This window comes from Lysinibacillus sp. NPDC096418 (assembly GCF_044762775.1).
Lineage (GTDB): Bacteria > Bacillota > Bacilli > Bacillales_A > Planococcaceae > Lysinibacillus.
Genome location: NZ_JBIWEY010000003.1, coordinates 1 through 17,375 on the forward strand (window position 1 = coordinate 1; position 17,375 = coordinate 17,375).

The window sequence follows — 17,375 nt, forward strand, 5'->3', positions numbered from 1 at the left end:
CTAGTCCGTCCTTTAATCTTGAAAGTCTAGTATATAAAAAATACCGGCAGTTAGCACACTCTTTTTCAAGTGTCCTAACTACAGGTACCATATTATATTGCAGCGTGGATATCACCTTTTCTTTTTATTCAGGAGACATTAGATTTTAAAATTGTAGAATATCTAGAGCCTAGTTGTCGTCTAGGCTAAAGCGCTACATCCCGATGGCGTGGTTTGTTTCCGCGGGCAAAAGTGGTGGAGCGCTTTAGGGTATTTGTTCTTATTTAACAGTTTCAATAATTTGAATGTACTCTTTACTAATATAAGCAGGTCCAGTATGAAGTTTATCTGAAATAACCTCGTACCAGCCATTTGTAGATTTGTTTGTCACGATGACAGGCATGCCGCTACGTGTGTACGCAAATAGTGGGCTATTGCCAGTTGTCGGTTCTGGACGTACGTTTAACCCAGTCGTTGTCGTTAAGCCGATTGTATACGGATTACCTGCATCTTTAAAGCCCATTGTTTTTTCAGCGCGATAATAATGCCCAGCGATTTTAGCCCCCCAATATGGATCAGAAGCGTATTTTACGTTAAAGCCCATTGCTTTTGAGCCAATCACAGCACCATTAGCAAAATTTCTACCAGGAGCGCCTCCGGGTGTAATGTAGTTTGGTTGTAAAAACTTTTCTACAAGTTCATTGATATTGGCTGCAACACTTTCAAAGTTTTTATTTAGTGGATTTGTATCGTATACATACAGTCCAAATAAATTATTTAGCTTTTGTGCGTGATCACTCATGCCATAAGCACTTTCATGTTGAGCAAGAGCTAATATAAGCATTGCATTAATCTGATGCTTCGTTTCGATTTCTTTTAAAGTAGTTCCTAAACCAATTAATTTACTTTTTGTTGTTGCATCTTTATAAATTCCGGCGCCTGAACTCTCTATTTCAGCGAGCTTTTTTGTGATATATTCATCAATTTCCTGTGCTGTATAGTTTGTGGTAGCACGTGCGGGTAGGAATTGATAGTAGTTATACGCATTACCTTTTGATGAACCGTTACCATTTGTAAAGTAAATACCATTCCAGCTAAAGTAGCTTTCACCTGGCTTCATAAAAGCAGGTGCTTTTCCGTAAATATAGCTAGCAGAATATTTATTCGTTGCATGATCGTAAATCACATGTTTATTTTCACCGTTTTCATTTATATAATACGAACGACCTTTACTTAACGAGAATGGGATTAACGTAACGTCCGCTTGTTTTAAATAACCTACTTGGTCAGCTAATCGCACTTTTACTTGTGTTGCATCACTGCTTAAGTATTCCATTTCAGTGTTTCCGGCTACAGCGATTTGATCTTTAATCGTTTCGGAGTACAGCGCTACATATTTATTGGTTACAACATAACCAGAAGACATTTTGACGATTTTGTCATTTTCAACGATGACTTGGTTGTTTTTAGTTAGTGCTTTTTCAGCATCTGCGAAATTTGTAAAACCTTGATTGCCAACGAGTGCTCCGTTTGAAATCTCCTTAATAGCATAAGTAAAGATATCTGTATCTTTATCATCTGTTAGAAGCATTAAACGTTGAATAAATGTAGCTGCTTGTCCAATAGTGGCATTTTTTTCTGGCATAAAGTAACCGTTTGAGCCATTAATGATTCCTAAGTGAGCCCCTATTGCCACAGCAGGTCGATAGTCTGAAATAATTGAATCGTTATCCTTAAATGTAATAGAAGAAGTACCTTTCGGGATTTTTAAATAATCAATTGTTCTCTCTAGCATGATTGCCATATGCTGTCTAGAAATTGCAGCAGTCGGTTTAAATGATCCATCGCTGTAGCCAGTAATGATACCAGCTGTTGTAGCAAGCTGAATGTCTAGTGTATATGCATATGTATCATCAACATCGTTGAACTTTATCCCATTATTCTCTGAGAGATGTAAAACTTTCGATAGGTAAGAAGCAAATTCGCCACGTGTAACGTTATCATTTGCACGATAACTACCATTTTTATCTGGGACTAAAGCATTTTTAGAAATTAAGTAACGTAGTCCATTTTCATGAGCATGACCAGTAAGTTCATCTGCACTAGCAATGCTTTGATTCCATAAAAATGTAGTTATTAGAGCGAAAAGTAGTGTGACGTTTAATATTTTTTTCATATTCTAACCTCCTATATTTCTACTTTATTTTAACAGAGAATAATAGGAGTTATATGGGTCGATTGTTTGAATTTTTGGAATGTAAATGACAAAATTCGTTCTCGAACTATGTAAAAAAGAGTAATAGGCCCGAATGTATTATGGAAATCTAGGCATATTTTTGATAGTGTTATATAAGTAAAATGTAGAAGGGAAGGTGAGAGCTCTACTCTATCAAACACACTTTGGTGTTCGGAATGTCAGATTTTCAAACTCTATGACATTCACCAGAGGCTTTAACTTCGTTCAACTAGCAGTTAGATCTGTGTTGAAGGAAGTAAGAGGGGCGAAATAAATGAAAAGAATAGCAAAAATATTATTAGTTTTAGTCGTAATGGTGTCAATGGTTTATAGTCCGGCAAGTGCATATGCATTCCAAACAGTTAAAAAGGATATTCCACTTTCTAAAGGTGTTCAGTATAAGCAATATACATACAGCAATACCTATACGAATTCAATCAATCATTTGGCAATCAACGTAGCAGATTCAACGACGGCAGTCCAATTAGGAATGCCTGCAAATGTTAATGGAAAAGAATCTACAGTAGCCAATGCCAATCGTCTTTCACGTGAAGGGAATCGCGTAGTTGGTGCGATTAATGCGAGCTTTTATAATATGTCGGAAGGGTATCCATTATTTTTACTTGCCCAAAACAATGTGATTTTAAATGGTGGAGTTGTTTCAAATGGTTCTGACGAATACATGAACGTACCTACTGCTTTCGGGATGACTGCAGATGGTCGTGGAACGATTGACTACTTTGATTTTGATGTCACACTTTCTCATAAAGGTACGAATTATGAAATGTCAGGTTTAAATCGTACACGTAATATTTATGAAGCTGTGATTTACACACCGCAGTTTTATAGTAAAACAACAAATACGAATGAGTATGGTTTTGAAATTGTAGTAGATACAGGCGCACCGATTACTGAAAATACATTCGGTCAAACTCTAACAGGAACAGTAACGCAAATAAAACCGTATGGCTCTAAAGAAAAAATAACGATTCCATCTACTGGCTTTGTCGTATCACTTCAAGGCGGAGATTGGCATAGTAAGTTAAGCCATGTAGCAATTGGTGATGAAATGAGTGTGAATTTCTCCATCGATAAACTATGGCAAGATGCGCAATTTATATTAGCTAGTGGACCGTATCTAGTAAAAGATAACAAGCCTTATATTATGATGAGCACAACAAGTGCTCGTGCCAAAGAAATCGCACCACGTACGGTTGTCGCTACAAGTAATAATGGACAAACAGTACATTTTATTACAGTAGATGGTCGTCAAAGCCATAGTAAAGGCATGAATATGGTACAGTTAGCAAACTACTTAGTATCATTAGGTGTCGAGAGAGCAATAAACCTTGATGGTGGCGGTTCAACGACAATGGGTATCCGTAATTATGGTAGTAATAATGTTGTACTAGCAAATCTACCTTCTAATTCAGGTAATACGCAGCGTTTAGTATCAGCAACTTTGCATGCTGTAAGTACTGCGCCTAATGGTAAGGGAACACATATTAAGTTCACGAACAGTACAAATAATGCCACACTTTTAGTAGATGCATCTTCTAGTGTAGCTGTACAATATGTATTAGATGAAAACTTTAATACACTACCACTTGATGGACATTTATCATTAGCTTCACAAAATGAAGGACTATCAGTAAATGGTCTAAGCTATAAAGCTACAAAGGCTGGAGACGACCGCATTTATATCGGTTATGACGGCTCAGCTGTTCAATCGTTTCCTGTTAAGGTTGTAGACGCACCTACGACATTAAATATTACACCGGGCTCGAAAACAGTAAGTGCAGGTGAATCGGTTACCTATACTGTAGATGCTAAGGATGAGAATGGTAAAGCAATTGTCTATAATCCTTCTCAAGTAAAATGGTCAGTCGAAGGTAACATTGGAACGATTACAAGTAACGGTAAATTTACTGCACAAAATCCAGGTACAACAGGGGAAATTATTGCAACCTTAGGTACGAAAAGTCAAACTGTCACTGTAAGTGTAGCAAAAAAGGCCTTGTTTAAAGATATTCCAAACAACTATACGTACTTTAACGAAGTAGAGTATTTAACATCAAATAAAATAATTACTGGCTATTCGGATGGTACATTTAAGCCTGATAACAAACTTACACGTGCACATGCAGCTGTTATTATAAGCCGTGCGCTAGGGTTAAATACGTCTAATGTGAAAAATCCAAGCTTTAAGGATATACCAGCTAATCATATTTACTACAAAGAAATTGCAGCAGTCGCTGAAGCAGGTATTATGAGTGGACGAGGCAATAATAAGTTCGACCCAGATGCAACATTAACACGTGCACAAATGGCGAAAATTGTAGCACTAGCTTACGATTTAAAAGGAACAAGTAATATTGTTTTCAAGGACGTGCCTAAGAACGACTGGGCACACGCATATATTCAGCAGTTAGCAGCGAATAAGATTACAACAGGTTATCCTGGTAATCTGTTTAAACCAAACGAGTCAATTAGTCGTGTTCACTTTGGTTTATTCTTATACAGAGCAATCCAACAATAATTATGTCAATAAATTCTTTGTGAAGGTTTATGAGGTATGTTCAAGGGACCAGTTGCTTTCCGTTACAGGCGGCGCTTTCTATTGGGCGAGCCTTGAGCCGCTTCGTCGCTGCGCTCCTGCAGGGTCTCAAGTTGCTCGCTGATCCCCTAGGAGTCGTCGCCTTTCACTCCAATCAACTAGACTGTTATTAGAAGGGAATTTATGATTTACTAGCAGAAAGAAATGTATAAATTTAATTTTGCTAGTAGGTCTATATAGGTGATTACCCTAATCAGAAATTTTAAAAGTACCATCTTTTTAGCAAAACACACGCTACTCCTAAGGAGAAGATAGTGTGTTTTTTCTTGTGAATAGATCTTTAAGAAAGATTTATTTGGTGATTTCTATGGGCAAGATATTTTATCAACAGAATAGCGACTTCCAATTTTATGTGAATCTACTTTCGGATTTGTTGATTAGAGGAATGTTAGGTTATTACTTACTTGAGAATTACTTGTTTTACTCTGAAAACTAGCTTTTATATCTATATTCTTAGTTGATTGTAGCGGAGGGTGCTCGACTCCTGCGGGAATGCAAGCAACTCGTAGCGAAAATCAGCTCCCCACTATAATAGAAGTAGTGAAAATTGAGCAAGCACAATTCAAAATCCGGACGTAATTATATAAAATGCGTAATTGATAAAGAAAGAAAATGCTCATATGTGGTATAATCTCTGTATTAAAAAGTAAAAGGATGTAGTTGAATGAAAATAGGTATTGTGGGGAATTACGGCAATGATAATAATGGTGATGAATCAATATTGTTCGGCATTCTTCAACAAGTAAAACAAACATTTTCGGTAACGAATGAGGATATTACCGTTTTTAGTAATAACACACAACAAACATCCGAACGCTACGGGGTACATAGCTATCCATTGTATTATAAAAAGGGTAATTTATATAAAACGTTTATCCATACGTTTAGAAACAATAAAGAGTATGTATCGAATTTCGACCTCCTTATTATTGGTGGCGGCGGTATTTTAATGGATTTTTATAGACGTGAGGCCCATCTTTATTTAACGTATGCAATGATGGCAAAGCAATGTAATATTCCGTACATTATTTATGGATGTGGAGCAGGCCCACTTGATACATTATCAGGGAAAATTAGTATTCGTTTAATGTGTCGTTATGCAGCCAATATGTCTGTACGTGATCCGCAGTCGAAACAATTACTGCAAAGTATTGGTGTGAAAAAGCCAATTGAGATCATCGGTGACCCAGCATTTACATTAAAAGCAGACAGAGAAAACTACGCCGAAAAACCAAAGAATATTGGCGTTTCTGCGGTCCCTTACTATAATGCAAACTATTGGCCTGAAGGTGATGTTGCAAAATATGAGAAGTATATAACAAGTATGGCAAAAAATCTTGATAATGTAATAGCCAATCAAAATGTAAATATTACATTTTTTGCAACGAAATTCCCACAGGATGTAACAGTTACAAAAGATATTCAAAAGAAAATGCAATTTAAGCAGCAAACTAATATTATTGATGAGAATCTTGTACCTGAGCGTTTATTAGAAGTAACAGGAGCGCTAGATATTGTGATTGGGACAAGATTACATTCCTTAATACTGGCAACAAATTCAGAGACACCTATAATTGCCGTGTCTTACCATACAAAAGTTCAAGATTTTATGTCCTTTGTCGATGCCTCAGATCGTTGCTTACAAATGCAAGATTTGCAGGATGATGAGGAAGCTTTATCCAACGTAGTTGGAAGACTGAGTAGCAATTGGCAGCAATCAATTGCAGAGACGAAACAAATTGCTACACAAATTCATCAAGAGGCTATGCATGGTCAGGAATTAATGAAAAAGGCAGTGACACGTCTATGAAAAAAATTCTCGTCATAAGTAATATGTATCCAACATCTAATCATTTATCATTCGGTATTTTTGTGAAAAATCAGGTCGCTGCATTAAAAGAGGCGGGGCTAGATGTAGACATAGCTGTAAATACAAATCCAGCGACTGGCAAAAAAAATACCATTACGAAATATTTAAAATGGGGATTTTCCACATTGATGAAAGGTTTTAAGGGTCGAAAAGCCTATGATGTGACACATGCACATTATGTCTTTCCGTCAGGCATGCTGTCGTTGTTCTTAAAAAAATTATTCGGTATTCCATTTTTCGTAACAGCACATGGTGGAGATATTGAGCGTATGGCCAAAAAGAGCCCGAGAATACGAAACTGGACAGAGAGTATTTTACATGAAAGTGAACATATTATCGCAGTTGGCCCTGTACTAGCTCAGCAAATTGAACAGGATTTCAATATTGCCCAGGAAAAGATTTCGGTTGTTAGTATGGGTGTGAATCGTGAAGTATTCACAAAAGGTGAACAAGCTGTTGTTCGAAAGAAATTACAATTAGCACCTGAACCATTTATTTTCCTTTTTGTAGGTAATGTCATTAAGCAAAAAGGAGTAGAAGAACTGCTGCAAGCATTTCAAATGATGAAAACAAAAGCTGATCGCCCAGTTGAGCTTGTGATTATAGGTTCAAGAAGAGATGAGAATTTCGTGCAATCATTGCACCCATTCATTAGTGAAGAGGTTCGCTTTGTAGACCCATTAAAGCAAACAGAATTAGTTGAGTGGTTCCAAGCAAGTGATGTCTTTGTATTACCATCACACTTAGAAGGTTTTGGACTTGTTGCCTTAGAAGCATTAGCGACAGATACACCTGTTATTGCTTCAGAGGTAGGTGGATTGGTGTCGCTACTTGGCGAAGGTGCAGGACATTTAGTTGAGCCTAAAAATGCTATTGCATTGTCAGAAGAACTGCTTCGAGCAGTAAATACGCCAAAAGAGCAATATATGAATCGTGGAGCGGTTGAAAATGTGTTAGCTATTCATGATGAAAAAAATATTACTGCACAATGCATAGAGATTTATAAGTCGGCCATCAAAGGTGGCGAAGGCTTATGAACAAATTTTTCAAAATAATCGGTGCCGTAGCAATTATCAATATCGTTGCACGTGTATTTGGCTTTTTACGGGAAGTAATTATCGGTGTTCAATACGGTAGTGGTCATATTTCCGACAGTATTTTCACGGCGTATACGATTCCAAATTTTTTATATTTAGTTGTCGGTGGTGCATTTACGACAGCGGTCATCTCGATTTATAACCGTGAAACAACCGATCGTGCTGTATTCGTTAAACAATCGTTTACAATAGTTATCACGACAGTCACACTTATGACCGTTATTATGATGGTTTTTGCAAATCCTATTATAGAAGCTTTTAACAGTGAAAAAATAGAGAAGGGCCTTATTAGCCAAAGTGACTTAGATCTAACGAGATATTTATACTATTGGATGATGCCGTCTTCTATCTTACTTGTATTATCTTCTTGGTATAGTGGTTTATTGAATGTAAATCAAAAATTTCACTTATCAAGTTTTGCGATTTTAGTCTACAATGCCATCTTTTTAGTCATCGCCGTAGGATTGTCATTAACTTCCCTTGACGCAATAGGATATGGTGTTAGCGCTTTATTAAGTGCAATGATAATGGTGTATTTCTTAATAAGAGGATATCGTAAACTAGATTCGTTTCCAGTAGGTCTTTCATTTGAACGTAATGTCTCATCGAAACAACTCTGGATTTTAGTACTTCCGCTTATGCTCGGTGGTGCAACGATTCAGCTATATGCATTACTACATCGAATATTTGCGGGAATGCTATCAGAAGGAGCAGTAGCTGCTGTCAATTATGCTTCTAGGTTAATGCAGTTCCCACAAGCGATTTTAATTACAGCGGTAACGACAGTTATTTTTCCAATATTGAGTCAAAAGGAAGCTATTCAAGACAATGCTTCTATAAAAACTTTATATTCTAAAGGGTTGCATTATTTATTTTTATTAATGGCTCCTGTAACAATTTTTTCATACTTTTATGCAGAAAATTTAGTACAAGTTATTTTTGAGTACGGTAAATTCGATGCAGACTCAACTGCAATGACATGGCCTGTGCTCGCAATCTTCGTACTTTCCATGTATTTCCTTGCGGTTAACGCCTACGTGACACGCTTTTACTATGCAAAGGGTGACTCAATGGCACCGGTTATTTTCAGTCTAATTAATGTATTCGGTGTGAACATTGTAGTAATTATGATGTATATCGGTACAATAGGGGCAGTGGCGATAGCGTGGGGGACATTAATTAGTTCGATTGTGAATTTTGTCATGTTATTAGTATACGCAAGCTTTAAGTACGGTTTAAAAATGGGGATTTTCAGTAAAGAGCTGCAGTTCTTTAGAGCGATTCCACCAATGATTATTATTTTTATAGTCGTATTTTTCTCAAGTAAATATTTAGTTTTTGACTATAAATGGATAACTTTCGGAGTAGGACTTGTCATATTTAGTGTGACAGTAGTCGGTTCCTATGTATTGTTTGGTATAAAGGAAGTCAAAGAATTAACAGCCAAATTAAAACGGAAATTTTTTAAACAATAACAGAAAGACAGTGGTCCCTTATTTTGAGGAAACCACTGTTTTTTGGTTTTACTATCCTGTTGCTGACGCTTCGCTTTCATTACATAAATGACCTGTATCCCCAAGAAGCCGCCTTCTGGAATGAAATCAACGGGTCCCTTGAACGAACTCTCATAAACGCTCACGAAGTATTTTTTGACGTAATTGTTTTTAGAAAATGTAAGATGCCATCTCCTAACAGATAGGAGATGGCATTTTTTATTTTGCAACAGCTATATGGAGGTAAGTACCTTGTTTTAATTTAGTGCCTTTTGCCGTTTGAAGTGTTGGATGTACGAGTAACATGTACTCTTGTCCTTTTACTAATGGCGTTGTTGGCGTAATGAGTAATGCATTGTCTTCTTGAACTGCGGCAGTGCAGGCAACCTCATTACCGCCTAAAGAAACTAACTGAACACTTCCTTTTGGAACAGTTGTTGCTAACTTTTGTGAAAATTTCACTGTGAAGGCTTTTGTAGTAGACACATTTTTAAAGCTTTTTTGCTCTTGATAATTTGCAAATTGCTCTTTTAAAGCATCGTAGTGCGCTTTATAAATAGGATCTGACTTTGTTTGAATACTTGGAATAACGCCCTTTTCGTGAATCGTTTTCCCACTAGGTCCTGTAAATTTGCCAACTGTTAATTTTAAATAACTACCATCATGTAATTCGTAAAAGCCTTGCATAGCGCCTTTGCCATAAGTTGTTTCACCGTATAAAATAGCCGCTTTTTGATCTTGCAGCGAAGCGGCCACCATTTCTGAGGCACTAGCGCTATAGCGATTGACCAGAACGCGTGTATTAGCAGGGAATTTGATGCTTTGCTGTACCGCTTTTACTTCATAAGATGCATGTGCTTCTTCTAGTAAGTAGGCGATCTTTGCTTTGGGGAATAATCCTGATAATTCTTCTGCTGTTGTTACATAACCGCCGCCATTATTTTGTAAATCTAAAATAAAGGAAGAAGCGCCTCTTTGCTTAAGTTGCGTAAGAGAATTTCTCACTAATTTTGCGCCGTCTTCAGAAAAAGATGACATAGAGATATAACCAACATCTCCAAATAATAATTCGGACTCTACATTAGGCAATGTGAATTTCTTGCGTGTAATAGTCTTTATAGACGTACGACCGTCTTCATGTAATAGGGTAACTTTCACTTGCGTGTTTTCTTTGCCAGTTAGAAGGGAAGAGACTTCTTGTATGGAGCTACCGATAATGGATTGATCATTAATTGCAGTAATAGTATCACCAGCCACTACGCCTGCTGAAGCAGCGCCACCGCCATCAATAACCTGTAAAATATTAATGCCGTTTTCATGTTCTTCAATAACAACACCAATCCCAGTTGTAGAAAGGTTTATGCTATTTGTATATTCATAATACTCTTCTTTTGTAAAGTATGTTGAATAAGGATCTAGCATGTCGATAATTTCTGGTATAGTTTTTGCGGTATTTAAATTTCCATCAATTGTACCAACGTAATTTTCTGTGATGATTTCTTTTATTTCTTTAATAAGCTTTTCATTTGTAGCAGCAGAGGACTGATCTACTGATAAGACAAATAAGCTAATGATGAAAAGTAAAGACCACAATGCTTTTTTCAATGTCTGCACCTCGTTTCTAAATATCTCCATTATATATGAATTTTTCTAATCCAGCTAATACAAAAAAGACACGCTACCGTTAAAGGACTGCGTGTCTTTTATGATGACCCTATTTGGACAATTTATGAATGATAAAGCCAATTGTCGCACCAACAATTGCTGGAATAAGCCAAGCAAGGTTTTGTTCATGGAGTGGTAATGTATTCAATAAATTTTCATAAAACGGAACTTGAATCTTTAATTGTTTTAATCCATCGTATAGACTTACAAAGAATGTAGGGATTAACGCTAAAATATAGACGATACGTCCACCTTTAAAGAAGTTATCTGCAAGAGATAATATCATTAATACCATTGCTAGTGGATAGATGATTAATAGAACTGGGAGAGATGTATCAATAATCGTCGATAGTCCAAAATTAGTAATAATTAAACTAAAAACCGTGAAAATGATAATATACATTTTATAAGAAATTTTAGGGAATAGTCGGTTAAAATACTGCGCATTGGCATTTAATAAGCCTACTGCCGTAGAAATACAAGCAAGTAAAATTGTAACTGATAAAATAATGCTTCCAAGCTTACCGAAAAGTACATCTGCTGATTTGGCAATTATAACACCGCCATTATCAGAAGCACCAATAACATCTATACTAGTATTTCCGATTTGACCAAGAGATATATATACAAATGCTAGCCCAATTGCTGCTACAAAACCTGCAAAAATTGTTGTTTTCACTTGTTTTTTAGAATCATGCATGCCCATCCCGCGTAATGCTTGTAATATAACAATCCCAAAAACAAGTGCACTTAATACATCCATTGTTAAATAGCCTTGGATAAAACCTTCAGACAGAGGTGATCCAACGTATTTACCAATTGCGTCTCCAGGGTTTCCCATTGGTGTTGCAAAGCTCTTGACAGCTAATAATAAAATCACAAGTAATAGAATAGGTGTCAAAATTTTACCAACACGATCGACAAGTTTTGTCGGGTTGAGCGCTAACAAGAGGATTAACGTATAAAATAGTACTGAAGTAATAAATAGTGGTGCCCAATGACTGGCTATTGTTTCCGGTAAGAAAGGGGCAATACCAATTTCATAGGACACAGAGCCTGTACGAGGTACTGCGAAAAATGGCCCAATAGCTAAATAAACAATCGAGGTAAAAATTATACCGAAAGTAGGCCCAACTCGATTCGCAAGAAGTTGTAAATCGCCTCCTGCCTTTGCTACTGCAACGATGGCTAGTAGTGGTAATCCTACTCCAGTTATTAAGAAGCCAATCATTGCCGGCCCCATATTTTCGCCGGCTTGCTGCCCGAGTAATGGAGGGAAGATAATGTTTCCTGCTCCAAGGAACAAGGCAAATAGCAATAAGCCAACTGCTAGATTCTCTTTGATGAAGGACAAGATTTTACTCATATAAAACAGAAACTCCTTTTAAAATGAAAAGATTAAACTTTCAAATAATTTTGAATATGGTGTATACTATCATATTATTATTAATTATACAATTAAATTACTGTCGCAATCTAGTAGAAAATCATAACAGTTTATGTGAATTGCTATAATGTTCAGAAAATAGTTAGGATTTCCGATGTAATAATACATTAATTTTTAGTATGATATACATACAACTACACATTCTAACATGAACGGAGGCAATTGGGTATGCAAAAGTCAAAAAAATGGGGAATATTCACTTTGAGCACGATTGCAATTTCTTTTTTTGCAATTCAAACAGCACATGCAGCAACATATACTGTGCAGAAAGGTGATACTTTAACCAAAATCGCCCAATTACATCAAGTAACGATTGCGGATTTAAAAAAGTGGAATAATTTATCGAATGATATGATATATGAGGCACAAAAACTACAAATTGGTATAGAGGTACAGACGCCTATTGAAGTGCCAAAGCCAATTGTTGTCTCGCATACGGTTGCGAAGGGTGATACTCTTTCAAAAATTTCAACCCAATATCGTGTAACGTTAAAAGAACTTAAGGACTGGAATGGTCTAACAACTGATAAGATTTATATTGGACAAGTACTAAAAGTTACGCCAGTTGCTATAGAAAGTGACAAAGACGAGGTACATACGAATCTTCCAACTTATGAAGATGTACTCTCGCAAGTTATAGCAAAAAATCCTACTGCAAACGGACAAGCTATATATAGCAAAACTATTAATATAGCTAATACATTAATTGGAACACCATATTTATATGGTGGAAATTCACCAGAGGGCCTAGACTGTAGTGGTTTTATATATTATGCGTTCAATCAGGGTGGTTTGAATATTGCTCGAGATAGTAGTGAAGGATATTTTTACGGTAAAACAACGAAGGTGAAAACGCCTTTAGCGGGGGACCTTGTTTTCTTCGAGAATACGTATAAGGCCGGTATTTCACATATGGGAATTTATATAGGAAATAACAAATTCATTCATGCTGGTACTGTTGGTGTAGAAGTCTCTGATGTAACTAACTCTTACTGGTCATCGAGATTAGTAGCTTATAAACGTTTCGATGAAATTCCTTCCTAATTAAAATAAAGATACATGTATAAGAGATATCGACACTAGTAAACGGCCAAATAATTAATAGATAAACAGCTAAATTCCTTCTGCCTAAGTGGGCACTGAAAACTTTTTTATGCAATGCTCTTCAAAAGTAAACCTGCACTTTTTGTTTCGAACAGAAAGTGCAGGTTTTTTAATATTAAGTAAACTATAGATTATTTAACTTTGGAAAACATAGGACATTGTTGTCTAGGCTAAAGCGCTACACCCTCGAGCTCACGTCGATTCTTCGGGCGAAAGTGGTAGAGTGTTTACTTTCGCTTCAAACTCGCAAGTAGCTGTCAGATGTGAATAGCTGCTTTAGCGCATATGTTTTTAAGAGATAGATGTAAATCTAAAAGAATGGAGAGCTTAGGAAAATTGATGAAATTAGTTGATTGGAGTGCAGGCAGCGACTCCTTGTGGAACTAGAGAGCGACGAAAGCGAAGAGACAAGAGTCAACGAGGAGGCTCTAGGTTTTGTCCCCCCAGGAGAGCGTCCTCAGGAACGGCAATCAACGGCATCGAAGAAAAAAGCCATGGTGGAAACGTAATTGTTTCTACCATGGCTAAAATTCATGCTAAAGATATTGTTTTAATTATTATTGTGTAACACGTGCTGTCCAACGTGAAAGGTCTGCACCTTTTGGGTTTACTAATGTCGGAGGGAATATAAATGTCCATGGTTTAGTAGAATTTGGCTGAACAGATAAGATAGGATCCATTTTAAATGAGCCCTTCGCAATTTGTTTATTGTTAGCATCAATAATCTCTAAAGGTAATTGTTCAAGATTAATAGCTTTATTATGACCGTTACGAATAAAGATAGAAACATTTAAACTGCCGTCATTCGCAAATTTAGCTTGTAGACCTGTAAAGTTTACTTCAGTTTCTCCTAATTCCGGTAAAGTTTTGACGATTTTTGCAAGTTCTTCTTTTTGTTCAGCTGGTAATTGCTCTTCCCAAGTTGAATCCAACTCTAATTGGTGACCACGTAATGATACTAAGTTGAAAGCAATTTTCCAGCCTTCTTCTGGTATTTCTTCTGTTTTTAAAGTTGATTTTTCGAATTCAAATACCCAAGGGCGCGCACTTTCGGCAGGAATTGTACCTAGTGCTTTGAAGTCGAATTTTTTCGAAGCAACAAGCTCATCATCTTTATCCATGATAAATAGCTCGATTTCGCCTAGCTCAATATCTTGAGGAAGTGAAGAACGGAAGAATGCACGCACTAACCATTTACCTAAACGAGCATCTTCTTCAATACTAATGGAAGAAAGAGATAATTGATTTGGTTTTAATGGTTCTAATTCATTGGCAAGGAAGTTGAAAATGTACTTTTGTTCTTGTGGCACATCCCAATCAGGGTGAAATGACAGTTTTGTTACGATCTCACTGTTGTCATTTTGAGCATCAGATGCCACGTTTCCTAGTAAGTCTTTCGAGTCAATTGTATTTTCTTGTCCAACTTTGTCTGATTTTTTAAAGAATGAAAATAAACCCATTATTGTTGGTCCTCCTGTTCGGCTTCGATCATTTTCATGAAACCTGTAATTTCAATAATAATAGCACGACGTAATTCTTGGAAATTTTTACCGAATAATTCAAGTCCTTCGCGTTGATAAATACGCATTGGATCTTCTTGTTGGTAATGACGTAAGCCAATGCCTTCTTTTAAGTGGGCCATTGCTTCTAGATGTTTGACCCAGCCGCTATCCAAGTAGCTAAGCATTACTTGTGGAATAACCGCTATGACACGATCGTTTTCAGCGAATTTTTCCATTTTCATCGTAAGCTCATCAACCGGTCCTTGAAGTGAATCTAATATTGCTGTTACTTTACCAACCTCTCGATCAACAGTTACAGGAGATAGGAAGAGACTGTTTAAAGCTTGCTCCATTCCATCATAATCCCACTCGGTAAAAGGTAATTCCTCAGGAGTTGCATCGCGAACTGCAAAATCAACTGTTTCATAGAACATCTGCTTCAATTGGTCCATTAACTCGTCACCAAGTAAAATTTTATCACGTAGACCGTAAATAACAGAGCGCTGATCATTAATGACATCGTCTAATTTTAAATTGTATTCACGCATGCCATATTGTGAGCCTTCAACGATACGTTGTGTGCGGTCAATTAGTTCTTGTACTTCTTTGTTTTGAATAATGTCGTTTTCATCGACAATCATTTTCGTTGTAAATTTCTCTACTTCTTCTTTTGCATAGCGACGGAACATATCATCTTCAATAGACAGGATGAAACGACTTTCACCAACGTCACCTTGACGACCAGAACGACCACGTAGCTGATTATCAACACGACGACTTTCATGTTTTTCTGTACCAATTACATACAGACCACCGAGAGCATGAACTTCTTCACCTAATACGATATCTGTACCGCGTCCAGCCATATTTGTTGCAACTGTAATGCGTCCTTTTTGACCTGCAGCAGAAATAAGCTCTACTTCTTGTTCGACAGTTTTAGCATTTAGTAATTGGAATTTTAGACCTTCTTTTTTCAAATAATCAGCAACTGTTTCTGATTGTAAAATTGAAGTAGTACCTACTAATACAGGCTGTCCTTTTTCATGACGCTTTTTGACTTCAGCTGCTACATATTTGTATTTGGCTTCTTGTGTTTTAAATACTAAGTCAGGCTGGTCGTTACGTTGACGTACACGATTCGTAGGAATTTGTATAACTTCCATGCCATATACTTCACGGATTTCTTTTTCTTGTGTTTTTGCAGTACCCGTCATCCCAGACAATTTCGGATACATACGGAAGTAGTTCTGAATTGTGATTTGCGCTTGCGCTTTATTTTCTTCAGTAATCGTAACGCCTTCTTTTGCTTCAATGGCTTGGTGTAAACCATCAGAAAGCGAACGTCCTTCTAAAATACGACCTGTAAACATATCAACAAGCTCAATTTTGTCTTCTTTTACGATATAATCCACATCGCGTTTGAACATTACATGTGCACGTACGGCTTGGATGACATAATGATACAACGTCTGATGCTCAAGGTCATATAAGTTGTCTACGTTGAAAGCAGCTTCTACTTTTTCGATTCCTTTATCTGTTAGAGAAGTGGCTTTCGTTTCATCGTCGAAATCATAATCTTCTTCTGCTTTAAAGCGTTTTGCTAGCATGGCTGCAATACGGTGTAGCTCTTCGTTCGCAGCCATTTTACCAGCGATGATCAGTGGCGTTTTTGCTTCATCGATTAATACACTATCGACTTCATCGATAATTGCGAAGTGATAAGCACGCTGTACTTTGTCTGCTAAGCTATGTGCCATATTGTCACGAAGGTAGTCGAATCCAAATTCAGTACCGACGCCATATGTAATATCTGCATTATAGGCATCTTTTTTGTCACTTGGCTCCATCATAGGTACGTTTAAACCAACAGATAAGCCAAGGAAACGGTGAATTTGCCCGACAAGCTCGTAGTCACGTTTTGCAAGGTAGTCATTTACCGTGATAACGTGTACACCTTTACCTTCGAGCGCACGTACGTAAGATGGTAGGGAAGCAACAAGTGTTTTCCCTTCACCTGTAGGCATTTCTGCGATATTTCCTTCTGTTAATACAAGACCACCTATTAGCTGCACATCAAAATGACGCATGCCTAATACTCGCTTTGAAGTCTCTCGTACAACAGCAAATGCTTCTGGGATAATAGAGGTGATTGGTTCACCTTGTTCCAATCGCTCTTTGAAAACAAAAGTCATAGCTTTTAGCTCAGCATCTGACTTATTTACATAATTTTCTTCAATACTGTTAATTTGGTCTACTATTTTGTAGTAGCGTTTTAATTGACGAGCACTAGTTTGCTCGCTATTACGTTTGAAAATTGAGAACATGAGTTTACGCTCCTTTAATGTTGTCTAGTGGTTAGACACTT

The 17,375-nt window shown here is 36.9% G+C and carries 10 protein-coding genes; 5 read left to right on the forward strand and 5 right to left on the reverse strand.

Annotated elements, in window-relative coordinates; all coding sequences use genetic code 11:
* Nucleotides 1-259: 259 nt before the first annotated feature.
* The gene (locus ACIQZG_RS04235) at nucleotides 260-2,155 is read right to left on the reverse strand and encodes an S-layer homology domain-containing protein (RefSeq protein WP_402753920.1); all 1,896 of its coding nucleotides are present in this window, start codon (nucleotides 2,153-2,155) and stop codon (nucleotides 260-262) included.
* A gap of 334 nt (nucleotides 2,156-2,489) precedes the next feature.
* On the opposite strand from ACIQZG_RS04235, the gene ACIQZG_RS04240 reads away from it, so the two are divergent.
* The 4 genes from ACIQZG_RS04240 (at nucleotide 2,490) to murJ (ending at nucleotide 9,274) form a co-directional block, all read left to right on the forward strand.
* On the forward strand, nucleotides 2,490-4,754 hold the full coding sequence (locus ACIQZG_RS04240) for an S-layer homology domain-containing protein (RefSeq protein ID WP_402753921.1): 2,265 nt from the start codon (nucleotides 2,490-2,492) through the stop codon (nucleotides 4,752-4,754).
* Nucleotides 4,755-5,496: 742 nt separating this feature from the next.
* Nucleotides 5,497-6,642: a polysaccharide pyruvyl transferase family protein gene (locus ACIQZG_RS04245; RefSeq protein ID WP_402753922.1), complete on the forward strand. Its 1,146-nt coding sequence runs from the start codon at nucleotides 5,497-5,499 to the stop codon at nucleotides 6,640-6,642.
* Nucleotides 6,639-7,739 (forward strand): glycosyltransferase, encoded by a 1,101-nt coding sequence (locus ACIQZG_RS04250; RefSeq protein WP_402753923.1) that lies wholly within the window; start codon nucleotides 6,639-6,641, stop codon nucleotides 7,737-7,739. Before ACIQZG_RS04245 ends, ACIQZG_RS04250 begins: the two co-directional genes overlap by 4 nt.
* Complete coding sequence (murJ, locus tag ACIQZG_RS04255; RefSeq protein WP_402753924.1) at nucleotides 7,736-9,274, forward strand: murein biosynthesis integral membrane protein MurJ; 1,539 nt, start codon at nucleotides 7,736-7,738, stop codon at nucleotides 9,272-9,274. The genes ACIQZG_RS04250 and murJ overlap by 4 nt, the downstream gene beginning before the upstream one ends.
* 237 nt (nucleotides 9,275-9,511) lie before the next feature.
* Here the strand turns inward: murJ and ACIQZG_RS04260 are convergent, their stop codons facing one another.
* The gene (locus tag ACIQZG_RS04260) at nucleotides 9,512-10,897 is read right to left on the reverse strand and encodes a S41 family peptidase (protein ID WP_402753925.1); all 1,386 of its coding nucleotides are present in this window, start codon (nucleotides 10,895-10,897) and stop codon (nucleotides 9,512-9,514) included.
* Nucleotides 10,898-11,006: 109 nt separating this feature from the next.
* Entirely contained in the window at nucleotides 11,007-12,323 is a 1,317-nt protein-coding gene (gene brnQ / locus ACIQZG_RS04265) for a branched-chain amino acid transport system II carrier protein (protein ID WP_402753926.1), read from the reverse strand.
* Nucleotides 12,324-12,572: 249 nt separating this feature from the next.
* On the opposite strand from brnQ, the gene ACIQZG_RS04270 reads away from it, so the two are divergent.
* Entirely contained in the window at nucleotides 12,573-13,448 is an 876-nt protein-coding gene (locus ACIQZG_RS04270) for a C40 family peptidase (protein ID WP_402753927.1), read from the forward strand.
* A gap of 617 nt (nucleotides 13,449-14,065) precedes the next feature.
* Here the strand turns inward: ACIQZG_RS04270 and ACIQZG_RS04275 are convergent.
* Together ACIQZG_RS04275 and secA2 are read right to left on the reverse strand one after the other, a co-directional pair.
* Entirely contained in the window at nucleotides 14,066-14,968 is a 903-nt protein-coding gene (locus tag ACIQZG_RS04275) for an accessory Sec system S-layer assembly protein (RefSeq protein WP_402753928.1), read from the reverse strand.
* On the reverse strand, nucleotides 14,968-17,334 hold the full coding sequence (secA2, locus tag ACIQZG_RS04280) for an accessory Sec system translocase SecA2 (RefSeq protein WP_402753929.1): 2,367 nt from the start codon (nucleotides 17,332-17,334) through the stop codon (nucleotides 14,968-14,970). The genes ACIQZG_RS04275 and secA2 overlap by 1 nt, the downstream gene beginning before the upstream one ends.
* Nucleotides 17,335-17,375 lie beyond the last annotated feature (41 nt).